The organism is Pelagibacterium sp. 26DY04, assembly GCF_031202305.1.
GTDB lineage: Bacteria > Pseudomonadota > Alphaproteobacteria > Rhizobiales > Devosiaceae > Pelagibacterium.
This window is the reverse complement of the sequence record NZ_CP101731.1, coordinates 2,519,235-2,539,039: the sequence shown is the minus strand read 5'-3', so window position 1 is coordinate 2,539,039 and position 19,805 is coordinate 2,519,235. Positions and strand designations below refer to the sequence as shown.

General features: G+C 63.4%; 13 protein-coding genes and 1 tRNA gene. 11 read left to right on the top strand and 3 right to left on the bottom strand.

Going from position 1 to position 19,805, the window contains the following annotated elements; all coding sequences use genetic code 11:
* The first annotated feature begins 2 nt into the window (after window positions 1-2).
* Window positions 3-78, top strand: a tRNA-Lys gene (locus NO932_RS12590).
* 122 nt (window positions 79-200) lie between these two features.
* Here NO932_RS12590 and NO932_RS12585 read toward each other — a convergent pair.
* Window positions 201-1,553 (bottom strand): metallophosphoesterase, encoded by a 1,353-nt coding sequence (locus NO932_RS12585; protein ID WP_309207659.1) that lies wholly within the window; start codon window positions 1,551-1,553, stop codon window positions 201-203.
* A 182-nt stretch (window positions 1,554-1,735) separates the two neighbouring features.
* On the opposite strand from NO932_RS12585, the gene NO932_RS12580 reads away from it, so the two are divergent.
* Window positions 1,736-2,926 (top strand): GNAT family N-acetyltransferase, encoded by a 1,191-nt coding sequence (locus NO932_RS12580; protein WP_309207658.1) that lies wholly within the window; start codon window positions 1,736-1,738, stop codon window positions 2,924-2,926.
* A gap of 5 nt (window positions 2,927-2,931) precedes the next feature.
* A complete protein-coding gene (locus NO932_RS12575) occupies window positions 2,932-4,239 on the top strand; it encodes a lipopolysaccharide biosynthesis protein (protein ID WP_309207657.1) in 1,308 nt (435 codons plus the stop codon).
* Window positions 4,240-4,241: 2 nt separating this feature from the next.
* On the opposite strand, the gene NO932_RS12570 is transcribed toward NO932_RS12575, so the two are convergent.
* Complete coding sequence (locus NO932_RS12570; RefSeq protein WP_309207656.1) at window positions 4,242-4,814, bottom strand: hypothetical protein; 573 nt, start codon at window positions 4,812-4,814, stop codon at window positions 4,242-4,244.
* A 172-nt stretch (window positions 4,815-4,986) separates the two neighbouring features.
* Between NO932_RS12570 and acs the strand changes: the two genes are divergently transcribed.
* The 7 genes from acs to NO932_RS12535 all read left to right on the top strand — a co-directional run bounded on the left by acs (window position 4,987) and on the right by NO932_RS12535 (window position 12,965).
* Entirely contained in the window at window positions 4,987-6,936 is a 1,950-nt protein-coding gene (gene acs / locus NO932_RS12565) for an acetate--CoA ligase (RefSeq protein ID WP_309207655.1), read from the top strand.
* Between the two features lie 115 nt (window positions 6,937-7,051).
* Window positions 7,052-8,152, top strand: a complete 1,101-nt coding sequence (locus tag NO932_RS12560; RefSeq protein WP_309207654.1) for a glycoside hydrolase family 3 N-terminal domain-containing protein — start codon at window positions 7,052-7,054, stop codon at window positions 8,150-8,152.
* 75 nt (window positions 8,153-8,227) lie between these two features.
* Window positions 8,228-8,824: a LysE family translocator gene (locus tag NO932_RS12555; protein WP_309207653.1), complete on the top strand. Its 597-nt coding sequence runs from the start codon at window positions 8,228-8,230 to the stop codon at window positions 8,822-8,824.
* 129 nt (window positions 8,825-8,953) lie between these two features.
* Window positions 8,954-9,754, top strand: a complete 801-nt coding sequence (locus NO932_RS12550; protein WP_309207652.1) for a UDP-2,3-diacylglucosamine diphosphatase — start codon at window positions 8,954-8,956, stop codon at window positions 9,752-9,754.
* 107 nt (window positions 9,755-9,861) lie between these two features.
* Window positions 9,862-11,055, top strand: a complete 1,194-nt coding sequence (locus NO932_RS12545) for an MFS transporter (protein WP_309207651.1) — start codon at window positions 9,862-9,864, stop codon at window positions 11,053-11,055.
* Between the two features lie 91 nt (window positions 11,056-11,146).
* Entirely contained in the window at window positions 11,147-11,965 is an 819-nt protein-coding gene (locus NO932_RS12540; protein WP_309160648.1) for a UDP-2,3-diacylglucosamine diphosphatase, read from the top strand.
* The gene (locus NO932_RS12535) at window positions 11,940-12,965 is read left to right on the top strand and encodes a glycosyltransferase family 1 protein (RefSeq protein ID WP_309207650.1); all 1,026 of its coding nucleotides are present in this window, start codon (window positions 11,940-11,942) and stop codon (window positions 12,963-12,965) included. Before NO932_RS12540 ends, NO932_RS12535 begins: the two co-directional genes overlap by 26 nt.
* A 54-nt stretch (window positions 12,966-13,019) precedes the next feature.
* On the opposite strand, the gene NO932_RS12530 is transcribed toward NO932_RS12535, so the two are convergent.
* Window positions 13,020-18,956, bottom strand: coding sequence for a hypothetical protein (locus NO932_RS12530; protein WP_309207649.1), 5,937 nt, complete (start codon window positions 18,954-18,956; stop codon window positions 13,020-13,022).
* Between the two features lie 333 nt (window positions 18,957-19,289).
* Here NO932_RS12530 and NO932_RS12525 point away from each other — a divergent pair, with 333 nt between their 5' ends.
* Window positions 19,290-19,670, top strand: a complete 381-nt coding sequence (locus NO932_RS12525) for an Hpt domain-containing protein (RefSeq protein ID WP_309207648.1) — start codon at window positions 19,290-19,292, stop codon at window positions 19,668-19,670.
* The last annotated feature ends 135 nt before the right edge of the window (window positions 19,671-19,805 follow it).

Below are 19,805 nucleotides of genomic sequence, written 5' to 3'. Positions count from 1 at the left end.
TTGGGTGTATAGCTCAGTTGGTAGAGCAGCTGACTCTTAATCAGCGGGTCCAAGGTTCGAGTCCTTGTACACCCACCAAAAACCTCTAAAGAATCGATGGCCAGAGATGCGCGCTTCGCGGGGCAGTTACTGTTCCGCGACGAACGGATTGAACATTGTGTTCCATCCGTTCATCTCATCGGGCTGGCGCGCGGGATGCATCAAAGCGCGTCGATGACCACTGATTTGACCCTAAGGTCGGGGACATCGACGAAAACAAGGTCTTCCCGGCCGAAATAGTTCTTCTGGTTGGTTGCAGACCAGTCGTTGGCGGCAATGAGGTAGGTGTCCTTTTCCGGCAGGTCGGTCGGAGCGCCGTAGAGGAAATCGCCTGTGCGCCGGGCAAGGGGGATGTCGCCGTCCTGGTTCACGCGGCCCAGGATTTCCTCGAGCGTTTCGCGGCTGATTTCGGCGGTCTTGAGGGTGCCGTCAAACCTGACGATGGAATCGAAAGCGTAGCGGGTGACCTCGCCTTCGGGAAAACCAGTGCCAAAAGTGGTGTGGCCGATGAAACCGATATCGGCGCCGGCGGCACTTGCCAGGGTCGCGGCGACGAAGCGGGCGCTGTCGGCAAGCGATTGCGCGGCTTGGCTGCTGCCGATGACAGCGCGTTCCTCGGCGGTCAGGTGCTCTTCCATAGTGCTGGCGATCAGCGCGGCGAGGTCTGCGTCGGCCTGGCCCGTGGCGGCGATCGGTCGACGCTCGACGGCCAGCGGGCCGGAGGCATCGATATCCACCACCGTCATGAGACTGGACCACGAGCCGGTGTGCAGGTAGCGGGTGGCGCCTTCGCTGTGGTCGAGAACCACATGGTCGTGCCCGCCGACCAACAGCGTACCCGCCGGGAGCAGGGGCAGCATATCGCGGTCGGCAGTGATGCCGGCATGGCTGAGCACGACCCGGGCGCCGGAGGGATCGAGCAGATTGATAAGATGCTCGCCAGCCCATTGAACGGGATCGGGCACTTCGATCATCTCGCGCGTCGCGGCAGGATAGGTGTTGATGGCCGCAGTACCCAACCCGACGATTGAAATCTGCATTCCACCCAGGGTGAGGCTCAGAGCGGCAGGGGCGTAGGCCTCGCCGGTGCGGGAGTCGAGGATGTTGGAGATAACGGTGACGCCGCGCTGCTCTGCCTTGGAGATGAAATGGGCTAGGTCGTTGTCGAGATCGGGTTCGTGATTACCGATGTTGAGAACCGTGGGCGCGAGACGGCCCAGCGCCTCGAGCAAGGCCCAGTCGATGACACCGCCCGATCGTACCGCAACCACATTTCCGAGTTCGAACACGTCGCCGTTGATGAGGATGGCAACCGGGCCTTGGCTCGCCTCGACCTCAGCGGCGACCGCAGCCAGAAGCTGGGCGGAGACCTCATAGGCGGAGTGAAGATCTGAGAGGATGATCAGCCGGATCGGTGCGTTCTCCTGCGCGAAAGCGGGACGGACGAGAGGAAGGAGAGCCGTCGAGCTCATGAGCATGAGGGCTTGGCGGCGATCGAGCGAGAAGCTTGGCACGGGCTGATCCTGCTGGCGGTGGATGCAAGGGAAGCGTCGGGCGATTCACTAGGGTCGCGTGATGACACTGCGATGACGTGGCGGGAGCATAAGCGTTCCTTTACCACTTGGGCAGTTGAGCGGTTTTGCAGTTATTGCGGAAACGGTTCGGCAGGTGGTGGCGAGGTACGGTAACGCAATGAATGCCCATACGTCCTCAGTCCGTAGCAGCGGTGATGCCGATGTCGTTGACCAGCCAGCCCCCCTTTGTTGCCCCCCGCACGGTGGTGGATGAGCGCGCGGATATCCTGGACTATCGCGTCCTCGACGGCGAGGAATGGGACCGTGCCATTGCCGGTTTCGACGGGGTTTGCCAGGAGCAGCTCTTCGCCTATGCGCGGCTGCGTTGGCCAGGCGTGGCGCTCGAGCCTGTGCTGTTTTCCCAGGGGGGACGCGCGCTGGGCGGCGCGTTGGTGATGCTGCAGCGGCTGCCGTTGGGGCTGGCGACGATCGCGCTGGTCAAGTGGGGGCCCTTCCTGGCGGATAACCGGGCTGGTGCCGCCGAAGGCAGAATGGCGTGGATTATCGACACGCTCGTTGCCGAATATGTGGATCGGCGCGGGATGATGGTTTCGATCATGCCCAAGGTGGAGGCCAGCGAGGACAATCGCGTAGCTGCGATGTTGGCGGAGCGCGGGTTCAGGCCGGGCGTGGGCGTCAAATATCCGCTGCGCTATGTGGTGGACGTGACGCTCGACGATGACACGCGCATGGCCGCGTTCGGGCAGAAATGGCGCTACAATTTGCGTAAGTCGCTCAAGGCCGGGCTCGATTTCGAGACGGCCGCTCCTCATGAGGTGGAGCGCTTCATGGCGCTTTATCAGGCGATGAGCGAGCGCAAGCTGTTTCCCGATTTTTCCGGCATCGCGACGGTCGAGGGATTGATGGCGATGCCGGAGGGGACGGCGCGGCCGGAGCTGTTCTTTGTCCGGCACGGGGAAAAGACAGTGGCCGGCGCAGTGATCTTCACCGCCGGCGACACCGCTTGCTACCTTTATGGCGCCACCGATGATGCGGCGCTGGACCTGCGGGCGGGGTATTTCCTGCATTGGCACATCATCCGCTGGCTGCGGGACAATAGCCGGGCCAAGCTCTACGATCTTGGCGGCACAGACGGATTTGCCGGATTGCATCAGTTCAAGAGCGGCATGGTGGGCGAGGCGGGGCATATCAGCCCGCTGCCGCCGGTGATGAACCACGCCACCCATTGGCGCGCCTATGCGATGGGGACGGCGGCGTACAAGGGGCGCGAAATCCTCACGCGCAGCCGCGATGCGGTGCTGGCAGCGCGGCTGGACCTGCAGCGGCGTTTCAAACGCGGCGTCAAGGCGTGAGCGGCATGTCGGTTACCCGCAAGCTGGCATCGAAATCGGTGCTGATCTTTGGCCTTCGCATCTTCGGCGCGGGGTTCGTCTTTATCGTCCAGGCGGCAATCTCGCGCGCCTGGGGAGCGCAATCGCTCGGTGATTTTCTGCTGGTCATCGCTGCGGCCAACCTGATCGCCGTTGTGCTGCCGTTGGGCTTCCAGACGGTGGGGACATATTTTTCCGCCGAATACGGTTCACGCGGTGAAGGAGCACATCTGCGGCGATTCGTGGGGCGATCATACTGGCAGATGGCGCTTGGCGGGGTCGCGTTGCTCAGCCTGGGCTGGCCTCTCACATTCCTGCTTGGAGAGGCAGGCGAGCATTTGCGACCGCTCTGGATTCCCACCGCACTGATCGGAATAGCGACGGCCATCACCTATGTGAGCACAATGGTGCTGGTGGGGCTCAAACAGCCCATGGCCGGATACCTGCCCGACATGATCTTCCGGCCGGGGCTGACGCTTGCGGCCTTCGGCGCGGTGGCGCTGCTGAGCCCGGTGCCCGACATGGGACGCATGCTCTGGCTGCTTTCCGTGCTGCTGCTTGGGTTGTTTCTCGTCCAGTGCTTCTGGGTGCAGCGTGCGGTGGCGGCGGTACCGGCGGCCGATACGGTGCGTGCCAGCGAGCCAAGGCGCTGGTGGCGGTTTGCGGCGCCCTGGGTGCTGATCACGCTGGCCTCGGACTATTTCTTCGACATCAACCTGATACTGCTTGCGGGGCTGCTCGACCGGACCGATCTGGCGATATTCGGGGTATCGACGCGGATTTTCGCGCTGGCCGCTTTTGGCGTCGTCGCCGTTTATTCCCTGACGCTACCCAATATGTTCGACGCCGAACGCGATGCCGACAAAAGCGCCTATGGCCGGCGGGTTGGCGAGGCCAATCTGGTGGCGACGGGATTGGCCCTGGCGCTGTTCGCGGGCGTTCTGGTTTTCGGACGCTATGTGCTGATGCTGTTCGGGCCCGAATTCGCCGACGGCGCTCTGCCGGTGGCGATCCTGTGCCTGGGACTGGTCGTCCGCGCCGCGTTCGGACCGGCTTCGCTGGTGCTTTCGATGCGGGACCGGCCCTGGGACAGCCTTCCGTCGGTGGTGCTGGGAATCTTGGCGCTGGTTATCGGCAACAATGCCCTGGTGCCCGCTCATGGCCTCATGGGCGCGGCGATCTCGGCCTTCGTCGCCATCTCGCTATGGTCGGTTTCGCTATGGTTGACGGCGCTTTACCGCACCGGGATCGACGTTTCGATATTTGGGTTGATGCGGAAGCCGGTGGCCGTCTGACCTCAGCGATCCAGCAGCGCCATTGCCTTGAGCTTCAGACGCTTGCTCAGCGGCAGGGTGATGCCGTTATCGTATTCCTCGACCGTTTTGGTGAATTTACGCTCCATGACGAGATAGTCCTCGCCGAAGATGTGATCTTCGAGACGGGCGACTTCCTTGTACCCATAGCGCTTCAAGAGCGCGAGGGCGGGGCGGTTTTCGGGGCGGGTATAGGTGGAGGCTTTGTGGAAGCGGGAATTGTCCCAGTGGGAGATGAAGGCATCCATGCCGAACCGGCCCAACGGCGTGCCGCGATAGGCCGGGTAGATGGCCGACCAGTATTGGAAAATGGTGCCGTTGGCTGGGCCGGAGATCAGGAAACCGCCGGTCGCCCCGTCCATTTCGAGCAGCATGATGTGCCAGGGATCAAGCTCTATGAGGGTGCGCAGGAAGGTCTTGTCCAAGCGCGCCTTTTCATAGGATTTGAAGCGATCGCCGTAGTAGGGCATAGAATCGATCAGATCCATCAGCTCGCGATGGATTTCGGTGATATCGGCGTGCGTGGCCGCACGCGAGGTCATTTGCGCTTCGCTCATTGCCCGATCCCCTCTCAATGGCACGAACTTAGGCAGGCCCGCGCTAAAAAAGCGTGAGCGGCAAATTCGCCGGTTTCGTAAAGAACAGGCGAGGGGGTGTCCCAGCGCCTTGCCCCAGCCGGAATCGGCGGGTTAAGAGTGGGGCAAAGACTATCGCACAAAGGAGGAATCCATGAGCTCGGAGGCCCTGTTCGCCCCGTCCGCCGAGACTGTCGAGCGGACCTATGTCACCGCGGCCCAGTATGAGGAGATGTATGCGCGCTCGGTCGCCGATCCCGATGGGTTCTGGGGCGAGCAGGCGCAGCGGATCGACTGGATCAAGCCCTTCACCAAGGTCAAGAACACCAGCTTTGAATGGCCCGACATCTCGATCAAATGGTTCGAGGACGGGGTGCTCAACATTTCGGCCAACTGCATCGACAGGCACCTGGAAACGCGCGGCGAGCAGACCGCCATCATCTTCGAGCCGGACGATCCCAAGGCCGAGGCGCGGCACATCACCTACCGGCAGCTTCATGCGGAAGTCTGCCGCCTTGCTAATGTGCTCAAGGACAGCGGCGTCAAGAAGGGCGACCGGGTGACCATCTACATGCCGATGATCCCCGAAGCGGCCTATGCCATGCTGGCCTGCGCCCGGATTGGGGCGGTGCATTCCGTGGTGTTTGGCGGGTTCTCGCCCGACGCCCTGTCGGGGCGGATCAAGGATTGCGACAGCCGCGTCGTGCTGACGGCGGACGAAGGGTGCCGCGGCGGCAAGAAGGTGCCGCTCAAGGCCAATGTGGACAAGGCTCTTGTCGATTGCCCGGACGTCGAAAAGGTTATCGTCGTGCGCAACACCGGCGGTGACGTCGCCATGGAAGCGGGGCGCGATGTCTGGCTTCACGAGGCCATGGAAGGAGTGTCTAGCGCATGCGCGCCCGAGCCGATGAACGCCGAGGACCCGCTGTTCATCCTTTATACTTCAGGCTCGACCGGCAAGCCCAAAGGCGTGCTGCACACTTCGGGCGGGTACCTGGTTTATGCTTCGCTCACCCATCAGCTCACCTTCGACTATCGTGACGGCGAGGTTTACTGGTGTACGGCCGATGTCGGATGGGTCACGGGGCACAGCTATATCGTTTATGGCCCGCTGGCCAATGGCGCGACGACGCTGATGTTCGAGGGCGTGCCCAACTCCCCCGACGCGGGGCGGTTCTGGGAAGTGGTCGACAAGCACAAGGTCAATATCTTCTATACCGCACCCACCGCGATCCGGGCGCTTATGGGGGCGGGCGACCAATTCGTCGAAAAGGCCGACCTTTCGAGCTTGAGAATTCTGGGCTCGGTGGGCGAGCCGATCAATCCCGAAGCCTGGATGTGGTATCACCGGGTCGTGGGGCGCGAACGTTGCATCGTGGTCGATACCTGGTGGCAAACCGAGACGGGTGGGTTCATGATCACGCCGCTGCCGGGCGCTATCCCCACCAAGCCCGGCTCGGCGACCAAACCATTCTTCGGGGTGCAACCGGTGGTGCTGGAGCCGGAAAGCGGCAAGGTGATCGAGGAGACCGAGGCCGCTGGCGTGCTGGCCATTGCCGATAGCTGGCCGGGACAGATGCGCACGGTTTATGGGGATCATCAGCGGTTCAAGGAAACCTACTTCCAGCAGTACAAGGGATATTACTTCTCCGGCGACGGCTGCCGGCGGGATGCCGATGGCTATTACTGGATCACGGGCCGGGTGGATGACGTGCTCAACGTGTCCGGGCACCGGCTGGGAACGGCGGAAGTGGAGAGCGCGCTGGTGGCGCATCCGAAGGTTTCCGAAGCCGCCGTTGTCGGGTTCCCGCACGATCTCAAGGGGCAGGGCATCTATTGCTACGTGACGCTCATGGCCGGGGAGACGGCGTCGGACGATCTGGCCACCGAATTGCGCAATTGGGTACGCAAGGAGATCGGGCCGATCGCTTCGCCCGATCATATCCAGTTCGCTCCCGGCCTGCCCAAGACGCGGTCCGGCAAGATCATGCGCCGTATCCTGCGCAAGGTCGCCGAGAACGATTACGGGGCGCTGGGGGATACCTCGACGCTGGCCGATCCCGGCGTGGTGGACGATCTGATCGAAAACAGAAAAAACCGCTGATGCAGAACGAACGCCGGGCACGAGCCCGGCGTTCTTGTCTTTGCAGGCCGATTTGTGCCCCAAAGGTGCGAAAGTGTCGGTCCTCCCGCCCGTGGAATCACGGCACGAATGAAAGATGACCATGCGTTTTGTTGCTTCGATCTGTCTTGCCCTCGGCCTGCTTGCTGCGCCATCCGCCTCGGCCCAAAGCATCGAGGACATGGCCGGGCAGATGGTGATGGTTGGATTTTCGGGAACCTCGCTCGATGACGCCGGCGTGCGCGCCGTGCGCGATCAGGTGAGCCGGGGCGAAATCGGTGGCGTCATGTATCTGCGCACCAATGTGGAGAGCCTCGAGGCGGTGCGGGCCATCAATCGCGCGCTGGTGTCGGCGCGGCCATGGCTGCCGCCCTTCATCGCACTGGACCAGGAGGGCGGGCAGATCGAGCGGCTGACGTCGGCGGTGGGCTTTGGCGAGATTCCGTCGGCGCGCAGCGTGGCGAGAGGCACCCCGGACGAGGCCCGCAGTGTTTACGGGGCGCTGGCGGCCGAGTTGGCAGGGCAGGGTTTCAACCTCAATTTCGGCCCCGTGGTCGATCTCGACCTCAACCCTGACAATCCCATCATTGCCCGCTATCAGCGCGCCTTCGGGGACGATCCCGAAGCGGTGAGCGCGCTGGCGGCGGCATTCGTCGAAGGACACCATGCGGCGGGGGTGGCGACGGCGCTCAAGCATTTCCCCGGCCACGGGTCGAGCCGGGACGATAGCCATGAAGGATTCGTCGATATCACCGGGCTTTGGCAACCGCTCGAGCTTGAACCCTATCGTGCGCTGATCGACGCCGATCTGGTGGATATGGTTATGGTGGCGCACCTCTTTAACGCCGAGATTCAGCGTGGCGATGCAGACCAATTGCCTGCCAGCCTATCGCAAGCCTGGATCGAAGACGTTCTGCGGGATGATCTGGGCTTTGACGGGGTGGTGATCACCGACGATCTGGAAATGGGTGCCATCCGCTCGCGGTTCGATCTGCACGATACCATCGTGCGGGCGGTCGAGGCGGGGGTGGATATCCTGCTGTTTTCCAACACGGCTGAATATGACCCGGCCTTGGGAGCGGAAATCTCGCAGATTCTGGTGGCCGAGGCCGAGGCGGACCCGGCGTTTGCAGACCGGGTGGCGCAGAGCTACGCGCGCATCATCGCGCTGAAACGCAGTGTCGGGATTTTGCCTTAGCGGATTTGCCCATTGGCAAAATGGGCGCGCGCTGATAAATAGTCAGCATTGCTGACATATATTGGCGTTTCCAAAATGCTCGATGGCTCCCTTGTTGCCGCCTTCGTCCTGGCTGCGGCCAGTTCGTATTTTTCTCCCGGACCGAACAATTTGATGCTCATGACCTCGAGCGCCAAGTTCGGGATCGGAGCGACGGTACCGCATGCGGCGGGAATTGTTTTCGGATTTCCGCTCATGGTGTTCGTCGTGGGATTGGGGCTCGGGGAGATCTTCACCGCCTACCCTTGGGTCAACACGATCATGCGCTATGGCGCCGCGATCTATTTCCTGTGGATGGCCTGGACCATGCTGGGCATCAAGATCGGCAGCGCCAGCGGCGGAGAGCGGCCTATGCGGCTCTATGAAGCCGCCGCATTTCAGTGGATCAATCCCAAGGCCTGGGTGATGGCGATCGGCTTTGTCGCGCTGTTCGTGCCGCCGGGGGAAGGGCGGCTGACCAGTCTTGTCCTGGTCACTATCGGCTGCATTGCGCTCAGTCCGGTATCGTGCGGCACCTGGATGGTGTTCGGGCGCGGGCTTATCGCGTTTCTGCGCCGGACAGGGGGCGAGCGGTATCTGGGGTGGATTCTGGCCGCGCTGATGCTGGCCTCGGTGGTGTTGTTTCTCATCTGACACAGCCCAAGGCCGATGCGGCGACAGAAGGCGAAACGGTTTTGCCATACGGGAGCGCTCGTCTAAAGTGGCGCGGCCGCGCGAACGGGAATCGGGCGTGCGGCGAGCCAGAACGAGGGTGCCTTCCGTATGGAAGAATCAGGGACCGTCCGGCACGTCAGGGCGCTCTTTATCAGCGATGTGCATCTGGGGATGCAGGCGATCCAGGTCGAGGAACTGCTCAAGTTCCTCGCGCTTTACGACGCCGATACGATCTATATCGTGGGCGACCTGATCGACGGGTGGCGGCTGCAGAAAGAATGGAACTGGCCCCCCGAATATGACGCCCTGGCCAATGCGCTGTTCGACAAGGCGCGGGCGGGAACGCGCATGGTCTATCTCGCCGGCAATCACGACGAGTTCTTGCGCGACTATCTTGGCACCTATTTCGGGGGCGTCGAGATCGTCGACCGGATGATCCACATCACCGCCGACGGCAAGCGGTATCTAGTGATCCATGGCGACCAGTTCGACGTGGTTGTCGCCAACGCCAAATGGCTCGCCCATATCGGGGATTGGGCCTATAATTTCGCTCTCAAGATCAATGCGCCGATCAACTGGGTGCGCCGCCGTATGGGGCTGGCCTATTGGTCGCTTTCGGCCTGGGCCAAGCAGAAGGTCAAAAGCGCGGTGTCGGTGATGGGACGGTTCGAAGAGGCGCTATCGCTCGAGGCGCGCAATTCGCAGGTCGACGGGGTGATCTGCGGGCACATCCATCACGCCGCGATGCACCATAAATTCGGCATCCATTACATCAATTCGGGCGACTGGGTGGAAAGTTGCACAGCCATCGTCGAAGGTCACGACGGAGCGTTCGAGTTGATCCGCTGGAAGGATGTTTCCGCACCGCCACGCCGGCGGCGCGGGCTGGGACGGCTTAGGGCCGGCTAAGCCGCTATCGTGCAATATTTCTTACGAAATTGACGGCCATCGCCGCTTGCCAGCGATGATGGGGCAACGCATGGTCTAGGCAATCTCTCCTGCCGGATTCCCGATCCATGCCGTCGAGCCTGCCTGCGCGATTCACGACGCCCGAGATGCGCACGGGCCTATACTACGCCGCGATGTTCCTACCGGCCGGCGTCTCCACCCTGCTGCTGCCCATCTGGCTCGACGGGAGGGGCATCGGGGAGGAGCAGATCGGGATCGTCAGCGCCACGCCGATCATGGTCATGATCGCGCTCAACCTGTTCGTCGGCCGTATCGCCGACCGCGCCAAGGACTGGCGCAGCGTGATCGTTGCCGGGTCGCTGGTCAGCGGGGTGGTGTCGCTGGGATTCGTGTTCGTCGACGAGTTCTGGGGCGTTCTTCTGTTCAACACGCTGGTGGTGATCCCGATCATGGCGATCGAACCGGTGATCGACGCGGCTGCAATCCGCATGACGCGGCGGCGCGGCTCGGACTTCGCCAAAGTGAGGATCTGGGGCACGTTCGGCTATATCGCGATGACTGCAATTGCCGGCCTTTTGTTCGGCTGGCTGGGGATCGCGGTGTTCGTGCCGCTCTTCATCGCAACCTGCCTGATGCGGGGCGCGGCGGCGTTGCCGCTCCCCTTTTTCCGTGCGCCGGAGGGAACCCAGAGCGCCGCGCCGCCGCTGGCGCTTTCGCCCGATACGGCGACCACATTGCGCCAGGTGTTCAGGCCGTGGTTCATCCTCACATTGGCAGGCACCGCGCTGCTGCAGGCGAGCCATATGCTGATGATCAGCTTTGGGGCGCTGCTCTGGGTGCGGGCCGGGGTGCCGGAAGCGGCGCTGGGCGTGCTCTGGATCGTGGCGCCGGTGTGCGAGATCGTCACCATGTTGTTCTTCGCCCATTTCGCGCGGCGATTTTCGGCGCGTCACCTTTTGCTGGCAGCGTGTATTGGCGGGGTGATCCGCTGGACGGGTATGGCGGTTTCCACTGAAATCTGGCAATTGGTGCTGCTGCAGGCACTGCACATGGCGACGTTCGGGCTCGCCTATATGGGCATCGTCAACTTCATCGCCAATTGGACGGGTGAAGAAATCGCCGCGCAGGCGCAAAGCTTCTATGTGGTCATGCGTCAGGCCGCCTCTGTTCTCGCGCTCATGCTGTTCGGACCGCTGGTTTCGCGGCTCGGCCTTGAGAGCTTTTATGCCGCTGCGGTGATGGCGGCTTTGGGGGCGGTGATGGTGTTCATCTCGCTTTCGATCAAGGACACCAAGCGCTGAGCCCAGTCGGCTGCGGCTGACTGTCACAATAGGGTTGTGCAAATCAGGCATTCACCCGTCTCGCGAGCCAATTGTCTTGCGGATAAGGGTCATGCAACCAGCAGTTTCCCGAACGCCCATCCGGACGCTGTTCATCAGCGACACCCATCTGGGTATGCGCGGCGCCCAGGCCGAGGCGCTGCTGGAATTCCTCGATTCGGTGGACCCGCAAGCGATCTATCTGGTCGGCGACATTGTCGATGGGTGGAAGCTCAAGAAATCCTGGCACTGGCCGCCGGCCGGCAATCGGGTGGTGCAACATCTGCTCGAGCGGGTGCGCAACGGGGTGCGCGTTACGTATCTGCCGGGCAATCACGACGAATTCCTGCGCGAGTTCGCGCCGCTCAAATTCGGCGGCATCGTTGTGCGCGAACGGGCTATCCACCAGGGCGCCGACGGAAGGCGTTATCTGGTGATCCATGGCGACCAGTACGACGTGGTGGTGCGGCATGCGCGGTGGTTCTCCTGGCTGGGCGATGTTTCCTACAACGCGGCTTTGCGCGTGGCGCTCGCAGTCAACAGGGTGCGCTCGCGGCTGGGGCATCCGCGCTGGTCGCTCTCGGCCTGGGCACGGGCCAATGTGAGCAAGGCTGCCGCGCTGGTCGAGCGGTTCGAGACCGCGCTGGCCCGGGCGGCACTCGATGCCGGTGTGGATGGGGTGATCTGCGGACATATCCACGCCGCGGCGATCGGCGAGCGTGACGGCGTGCGCTACCTCAACTGCGGCGACTGGGTCGAAAATTGCACCGCGATCGCCGAGCATGCGGATGGACGGTTCGAACTGATCCGCTGGGCGGGCAAGCCGCAGCCGGCGCCATCGCGGACCGAAACCTGGGAGCTTGCCGATGGTACGCCTGCTCATCGTTTCTGACGCCTGGCACCCTCAGGTCAACGGCGTGGTCCGTTCACTCGATACGGTGGGTCAGACGCTGGCGGCGCGGGGATATGAGGTGCTGTATCTCACGCCAGAAACCTTCTGGACCGTGCCGCTGCCCACCTATCCCGAGATCAGGGTTTCCATGCCCTCGCTGCGCGGAGTGCAGGAGTTTATCGACAAGTTCAATCCCCATCATATCCACATCGCCACCGAAGGGCCGCTGGGGCTGGCCGCTCGAGGCTATTGTGTGACGCGGGAACTGGCCTTCACCACCAGCTACCATACGCGCTTTCCTGAATATGTGGCGGCGCGGCTGCCGGTGCCTGTGGAATGGAGCTATGGCTATCTACGCTGGTTCCACGCAGCGGCGTCGGTCACCATGGTGCCCACCACATCGGTGCTGCGGGATTTACGGCGCAAGTTCTTCCGGCACCTGGCGATCTGGTCGCGCGGAGTGGATTTGAAGGCCTTCAGCCCCGGCCCCAAGGCGATGTTCGCAGGGTTGCCCGGGCCGCACCTGCTCTATGTCGGGCGGGTTGCCGTGGAAAAGAACATCGAGGCTTTCCTCGAACTCGATCATCCCGGCACCAAGATCGTGGTGGGCGACGGGCCGCAGCGGGCGGCGCTGGCGGACCGGCACCGTGATGTTGTGTTCACCGGCAAACTGACCGGCAGCGCGCTGCGCGACGCCTATCGCAGCGCCGACGTTCTCGTCTTCCCCTCCAGGACCGACACGTTTGGCAACGTCATGCTCGAAGCCATGGCTTGCGGCACGCCGGTCGCGGCTTATCCGGTGATGGGACCGATCGACGTGCTCGCACGGGAGCAGGGCGGGGCACTGGATGAGGATTTGGGTGCCGCCGTGCGTCGGGCCCTGCCTATTCCGCGCAGCGAGGCGCTTGCGCGGGCGCGGCAGTTTACCTGGGACGCGGCGGCCGATCAGTTTGCGCGCCGGCTGGCGCCTGTGCGGCGTCAGATCGCCCACGTGGCATAAAAAAACGCGCCCGCATGGGGCGCGTTTGATTTTTTGACGAAGCAGAAGAGCTTTTTAGCCCAGTCGGCCGCTTGCGTGAGCGAGCATCGTATAGACCTTGCCGCGATTGCTCATAAGCTGATTGAACGTCTGCTGCATCCCGTTGGGGCCATTGGCCGCTTCCCCCAGAAGCTGTTCGAATTCGCTCATATAGGCATTGGCCGTGCGGGCGAATTCGGTGTCGCGCTGGAGCTTGCGGCGCACCTCGTCGAAGGTCGACTGGCCGGTGATGGTGTAAAGCCGGCGATTGAAGGCTCCCGACTCTCCATCCTGATAGCGTGTCCAGGCGGTCGAGAGCGCGTTGTCGTCGATAGCGCGGGCAATGTCCTCGGTAAGGCTCGAAAGGTTCAGCGGGCGCTGATTGCCAGCCTGGCTGGCCGAAGCATTGCGCAGCACGTCGCGGAGCCAACCGCCTTCCTGCTGGCCAGCGGGAGCGGCGGGCTGCGCCGACGGACCACGGGACTGTGCCAGCGCTTCGTTCAGCCGTTCGGACGGCGATTTCTGCGCCTCGGCGGGGCGGGTCGGCGCCATAACCGGTGCCTGCTGGCGCGCCGGCTCGGGCTCCCGGGTCGGGGCAGGGCGCTGCGGCTGCGGGACCGGTTCGCGGCGGGCCGCCGGTTCGGCCAGGCGCTGGGATGGCGTGCGCGGGGTTGAGCGGGTCGAAACCTCGTGAGTGCCCGGCTGGGCGCGCACGATGGCGTTGAGCTCGGAAAGAGCTTCGATCTGCTCGGCGACCACTCGACGCATGGCGGCAGCGCTGGCGCGGGTTTCCTCGGGCAGGTCGAGCACCGAACGCTGCAACTCGTTGCGCGTGGCTTCGAGTTCCTGGCCGAGCTGGGACGCCGTCATGCGCATGGCATCGGCGGTGTCGGTGAACCGGCGGGTGGCATCCGAATAAGCGCGTTCGATGTCGGCAAGCAGATCTGCCTGGGTCTGGCGCAGAGCCTCGCTGGCGCGCTGGCCTTCGCCGCTGGCCAGATCGCCGATCGTCGAAATCTGGCCGGCCACGGCATCCGAGGTCGAGGCCAGCGCGTCTTCCATGGCCTTGCGGGCCGAGATGAGGCGCCGTTCGGTCTGGTTGACGGTGTCGGCGATCGACTGGGCGAAACCGCGCAGGCGGTTGTCGATTTCGTCGGTACGGGCGGCAAAACCGTCGGCCAGCGCTTCCATGGCGCCACGGCGGTTTTCCAGGGTTTCCATCGTGGAGTTGGACACCTCGGCAAGCGATGCGGCGGCACTGGTGAAGCCGTCGGTTTCGGCGTTGAGCTTGCCCGACATCTGGCCGAACTGCTCGAGCATGGACGAGATGGTATTCTGCAGCGCCTCGACGTGCTGACCCATCATGGAGCCTGCCTGCTCGGTGCCCGATAGCGCTTCGCGCACGGCATTGGTATAGGCTGTGGTCTGTTCGCCCACATTGCCCTGCAGACGGGCGAGGTTGCCGGTCGAGGCTTCGAGAACGCGCTGGAGCAGGAGGTTGGCGTCGTTGAGCTTGCGCAGCGACTCGGTGACCTCGTGCTGGATGCGGTTGGACGATTCCGCCATGATCTCTTCGGAATCGCGGGCGTTTGCTTCCAGAGCGGCGCGCAGCAGGTTGGTCTGGGCGCCCAGAGCGTTGGTGAGCTGGTTCTGCTTGGTGTCGATCAGCTCCGCGAACTTGTCGGAATGTTCCGACACGATGCGGTTGATCTCGGACGCCTTGCGGCCCAGTTCGTCGGCCGTGTTGACGGCGCGGACTTCCACCAGATCCTCAATGTGGACGGCCGAAGAGCGCAGCTCTTCCATGGCCTTGCGGACCACCGCATCCATGCGCATGACCGTCTGCTCGACATCGGCCGAGATATTGGCCGTGACGTTGGCGAGCTTGTCGTTGAGCACCTCTTCGATGCGGCTGGCGCCGGATTCAAGATCCGCCATGGACTGGCCGATGGCACTGTGGATCGACCCGGTGAGGGTGGATTCGATGCGGTCGGCGCCCGCTTCGAGATCCCGCATGGAGTCGGTGATGGTGCCGTGAATGGCCTCGTTGAGACCGGCCAGGCGTTCGGCGGTAATTTCCGCGCGGGTGGTGATGGCCTCGGGCAGGGTGCCCAGGCGATCGTCCACCATCTCAGTAATGGCGGTACGCGCCTCGGTGAGGCGGGATTCCACGAGGTCGGCGGCATCACGAGCGCTCCGGCCAACCGAAGTCGCAGCCTCGCCGATCTTGGCGGTAACGCCGGATTCGGCATCGGTGATGCGGGCGACGGCGGTATCGATTTCGCGGCCGATATTGGAATTGAGCTCGGATACCTTGCTCTCGATGAGCTGGGACACCTGCGTCGAGCGCTCTTCCATGGTGCCGGTGACCTGGGCGAGGCTGCCATCGATAGTGGTGCGGATGCGTTCGCCCGAAGCGTCGACGGCGGTGGTGAGTTCGTTGGTGCTCTCGGAAATGGCGGCGGCCATGTGCTGGGAGCGCTCGTCCAGCGATTCTTCGAGGCGGCTGCTGCGCTCGGAGATCGTGCGATCGAGACGTTCAGCGGATTCGTCGATCACCCCGCCCATGTAGCGCGTGCGCTCGGTCAGGGTTTCCGCAAGCTGGCTGGAGGTGATGTCGAGCATCGAGTTCATGGCGCTGGCGCGTTCGGCCAGCGTGTCATCGAGCTGCGTGGTGCGGGCCGAGAGGGTGGTATCGAGCTGCACGGTGCGGGCATCGAGCGCCGCGTTGAGCTGCTCCGAGCGGTTGTCGAGCGCGGAGGTGAATTGCTCAGCCCGGCCGTCGAGGGCCGAGGTGAACTGTTCCGTCCGGCTGTCGAGAGCCGAATTAAACTGCTCAGTGCGGCTATCGAGAGCAGAGGTCAGCTCTGCGGAGCGGCTATCGAGGGAGGTTTCGAATTCGCGGGCGCTGTTCTCGATGGCCGAGGTGAGGCGCTCGGACCGCGTTGCGAAGGCCGATGTAAACTGTTGCGTACGGCTATCAAGAGCAGAGGTGAGGTGGCTGGTGCCGTTCTCGATGGCGGCGGCGATCTCTTCGGCACGGCCGTCGAGCACCGAGCCGATCTGCTCGGCCCGTCCGTCGAATGCGGAGGTGAGCGCTTCGGTCCGGATATCCAGGCTCGAGTTAAGGGAATCCGCGCGCGTATCGAGCGCCGAGGTGAGCGCTTCGGTGCGGCTGTCTATCGCCGCGGTGAGTTCTTCCGCACGACCATCGAGTGCAGCCCCGATCTGTTCCGCACGACCGTCGAACGCGGATTTCAGCTCTTCGGTGCGGCTATCGAGGCTGGAGTTGAGGAGGCCGGCGCGTGTGTCGAGCGCCGACGTCAGGGCTTGGGTGCGGCTGTCGATAGCGGCGGTGATCTCGTCGGCGCGGCCGTCCAGGGCGGCGCCGATCTGCTCGGCCCGGCCATCAAAAGCGGAGGTCAATGCCTCGGTGCGCATATCCAGGCTCGAATTGAGAGCATCGGCGCGGCTGTCGAGCGCGGAGGTCAGAGCCTCGGTCCGAATATCGAGGCTGGAATTGATGGCGTCGGCGCGATTGTCGATAGCGGCCGAGAGGGCATCGGTGCGGATATCGATAGCTGAAACGAATGCATCCGAGCGCTGGTCAAGGGCTTCGGTGAGCGATGCGGTGCGTGCTTCGGCCATGGCGGCGAAGCTTTCCGCGCTGGTTTCGAGCGCGGTCGAAAGCGCGCGGCCCTTGTCGTCGAGCAGGGTTTCGAGGCGGTTTGAACGCTCGGCGATTTCGCCTGTGTGCCGGTCGAGCGAGGAGACGAGTCTTTCGCCTTTCTCGCCCACGATGGAATCGATCTGACCGATGCGGCCGTCGAGCACCACCGAAATCTCATCAACGCGTGCATTGAGCTGGGACAGCGTGTCGGCGCCGGCGCGGGTGAGGGCCTGGCGGGCGTGCTCGGCCGATTCCCCGAGAGCTCCGTCGAGCCGCAGAGTCATGGATTCGATCTGGCTCTCGAGCGCGTTGGACTGGATTGCAAAGGTCTCGTCCAGGCGATCGGTGATGCGGCTGAGGCTGGCCTGCGCTTCCTCGGCGCGGCTCGCGATGTCGCCCGAAACCCTCTCGCCCAGGGCGGCGAAGGTCGAGCCGAGCACCTCGCTGCGCCGGGAGAAGTCCACCAGGATGGATTCGGTCGAGCTCTTGAGGACCTCGCCGATGGTGGCAGACTTTTCCTCAAGGGCCGCCGAGATGGAAATCGTGTGCGAATCCAAGGCACTGACCAGCGAGTTGATACGCGTATCGACGTTGTCGCTGACCATGCGAGCCCGCTCGTCCAGCGCTTGGGTGAGCGCATCGGTGCGGCCGGTGAAGGTGGTTTCGATCCGATCGACGCCATCGCCCAGGGCGGCGGCAAGGGCTTCGGCACGGCCTTCGAACGCGGCCTGAACCTCCTGGACGCCGGTGCCCAGCGTGGCGGCGAGAGCTTCGGCACGGCCGGCAAAGGCGGCTTCAACCTGTTCGACGCCAAGGCCAAGCGCGTCGGCAAGCGCTTCGGCGCGGCCTTCGAAGGCAGCACGAACCTCTTCGACCCCGGTTCCCAGCGTCGCCGCAAGGGCTTCGGCGCGGCCGGCAAAGACGCTCTCGATACGCTCGACGCCCGTGCCCAGGGCTTCGGCAATGGCTTCAGTCTTGCCCGAGAAGGCGTTCTCGATGCGATCGACGCCGCCGCCGAGCGTTTCGGCCAGCGCCTGAGCGCGGGCGTCGAGCGCCGAGGTAAGGGCGCCGGTGCGCTCGTCGAGCAGGGTGTTGAGACGGCCGGTGGTGTCGGTGAGTGCGGCTTCGACCATATTGGAATGGCCTTCGAGCGCAATTTCGACGCTCGAGGCGCTGGAGGTGAGAACGGTATCCAGTCGGTCGGTCGAAGCGTCGATGGCGCTGGCCAGCGCGTTGGCCCTGTCGGTCAACGTACCATCAAGGCGGCTCGAACTATCGTCGAGCGCGCTGATGAGGTCCGCCGTGCGGCTTTCGACGGTATCGGTGAAGGACTGGCTGCGCCGCTCGAAGCTGGTTTCGATGGTGGTGCCGGCCGTTTCGACCGCTTCGGCCATCGCGGTGCCGCGCTCGGCGATCGCCTGGGTGATCTCGCCGCCGGTGGCCCGCAAACGCTCGGTGAGCGAGGTGCCGATCTGGTCGAGATCGGTCGTGACATTGCCGTGCACCGCGGCGATCGCTTCGCGCATGCGCTCGGAATTGGTGACCACGGCCTCGCGCTGGCTGGCCAATTCCTCGATGAGTTGGCGCATGCGGGTTTCGTTGTCGGAATAGGTGCGCTCGAGCGCGGTCACTTCGTTGTGGACCATCACCTCGAGTTCGCCGGCACGGGAGAGGGCGCGTTCTAGCCCATCCCCGATGGCGTTGACCTCGCGGCGGACGGCCTGGCCGACGGTGGCGATCTTGTGAGCGGCGGCCGATTCAGGCTCGGAAAGCCGCATGGCGGCCTGGGTCATTGAGGCGGCGGCGAGGCGCAGATCCTGGGCGCGGCGGACGAGGAAGGCGATGGAGATCATCGCGAGGGCGGGCAGCGCGATGATGGCGGCAAGCGCCGCGAAATCAAGGGTCTGGACGAATTCGGCGACCGTCAGACCCTCGGCGAACTGGTTGCCGTAGCGCATGGCGGCGATGATGCCGACGCCGATAAACCAGAGGATCGAGGCGATGATGGCGAACCAGACCGGGGCGTTGGAGGCGCGGGTCTGGAGCGCGTAGAAGGCCGAGGAAGCCGGGGAACGGTCGTCATTAGCGACCGAGGACGCCTGGGCGGCGATCTTGTCGGCGGCCCGCAAGCGCTCTGTGTTCGTTGGAGTTTCGCGACGCTGTTCGCGCTTGGCCGGCTGACTTTCGACCTTGCGGGCGGGCTTATCGTCCATCGAGAAGACCGAGTCCTTGAGTGCGTTTTCGACAGCGGAAAACGCAAGCGCTGCCGGATCGTCCTTTGGGGTGGTCGACTTGTTCGCCATACTCTAACTACTCTTTACTCATGCGCCGCACACACAGAAACGGCTTTTGCGGCAACGGGTTAGCGGAAGCGTTCTGCTATCCGCGCGTTGCCGGAAAGGTGGGAAAAGCGCGGAGACGTCCCCCGCAGTGGCCCACTCTGCCGCCTGCTTACCATAGAGGTATACACCCTTTGGCGCCATTGCTGAAATCTTTATTAAAAGACCGTTAACGCCTTTTTTCGCCTCAAGCGCCGTTGTCGAAATCATAGCAGAAATCAGGGATTAAGGGTCTTTTTATCCAATCAGAGTTAAGGTTTGACCAGCGTTTGTGACGGTGGATACGAGGGGTTAATCATGGTGCAGCCAAGGCTTGGGCCGGTGCTCGATTCCCGGCGTGTCGACAGGACCAACAGGCCGCTCGACCTTGTATTTCTGGCCCGGCAGACAATGGGGAACCGGGCTCTGGAATGCGAAGTGCTGCGCATGTTCGAAACGCAGGTGGCGCTTTATTTCGAGCGCGTGGCTGCGGCCACCGATCCCGAGCAAATTACCCTGGGGCTTCATACACTTAAAGGTGCGGCGCGAGGCGTGGGTGCCGTGGCGCTGGCCGAGCAGGCTAAGGCGGCGGAAGAGGAGTTCGCGGCGGCCGGGCGGATCGAGGAGGAAACGCTGGCCGATCTCGGCATGGCGGTTTCCGAGGTCGTGGGCTATATCGGCGCGATCCTTTCCGAGTAGCGTCCACATGATTCATCTACGGGTCGAGATCAGCCGATGTGCGGGTGATCGACGCGGCTATCTGTCGTCTGCCGGAACGCTTGTGCCAATTGGCGCGCGGACCTATATCCGGCTGAAAATTAATCCCCGGAGCCT

Bases quoted from the DNA above. Each gene is read 5' to 3' on its own strand.
- acs (WP_309207655.1), top strand. From the start codon at position 4,987: ATGAGCTCGGAGGCCCTGTTCGCCCCGTCCGCCGAGACTGTCGAGCGG.
- NO932_RS12550 (WP_309207652.1), top strand. From the start codon at position 8,954: ATGGAAGAATCAGGGACCGTCCGGCACGTCAGGGCGCTCTTTATCAGC.
- NO932_RS12530 (WP_309207649.1), bottom strand. From the start codon at position 18,956: ATGGCGAACAAGTCGACCACCCCAAAGGACGATCCGGCAGCGCTTGCG.
- NO932_RS12555 (WP_309207653.1), top strand. From the start codon at position 8,228: ATGCTCGATGGCTCCCTTGTTGCCGCCTTCGTCCTGGCTGCGGCCAGT.
- NO932_RS12570 (WP_309207656.1), bottom strand. From the start codon at position 4,814: ATGAGCGAAGCGCAAATGACCTCGCGTGCGGCCACGCACGCCGATATC.
- NO932_RS12525 (WP_309207648.1), top strand. From the start codon at position 19,290: ATGGTGCAGCCAAGGCTTGGGCCGGTGCTCGATTCCCGGCGTGTCGAC.
- NO932_RS12580 (WP_309207658.1), top strand. From the start codon at position 1,736: ATGCCCATACGTCCTCAGTCCGTAGCAGCGGTGATGCCGATGTCGTTG.
- NO932_RS12545 (WP_309207651.1), top strand. From the start codon at position 9,862: ATGCCGTCGAGCCTGCCTGCGCGATTCACGACGCCCGAGATGCGCACG.
- NO932_RS12540 (WP_309160648.1), top strand. From the start codon at position 11,147: ATGCAACCAGCAGTTTCCCGAACGCCCATCCGGACGCTGTTCATCAGC.
- NO932_RS12535 (WP_309207650.1), top strand. From the start codon at position 11,940: ATGGTACGCCTGCTCATCGTTTCTGACGCCTGGCACCCTCAGGTCAAC.
- NO932_RS12575 (WP_309207657.1), top strand. From the start codon at position 2,932: ATGTCGGTTACCCGCAAGCTGGCATCGAAATCGGTGCTGATCTTTGGC.
- NO932_RS12560 (WP_309207654.1), top strand. From the start codon at position 7,052: ATGACCATGCGTTTTGTTGCTTCGATCTGTCTTGCCCTCGGCCTGCTT.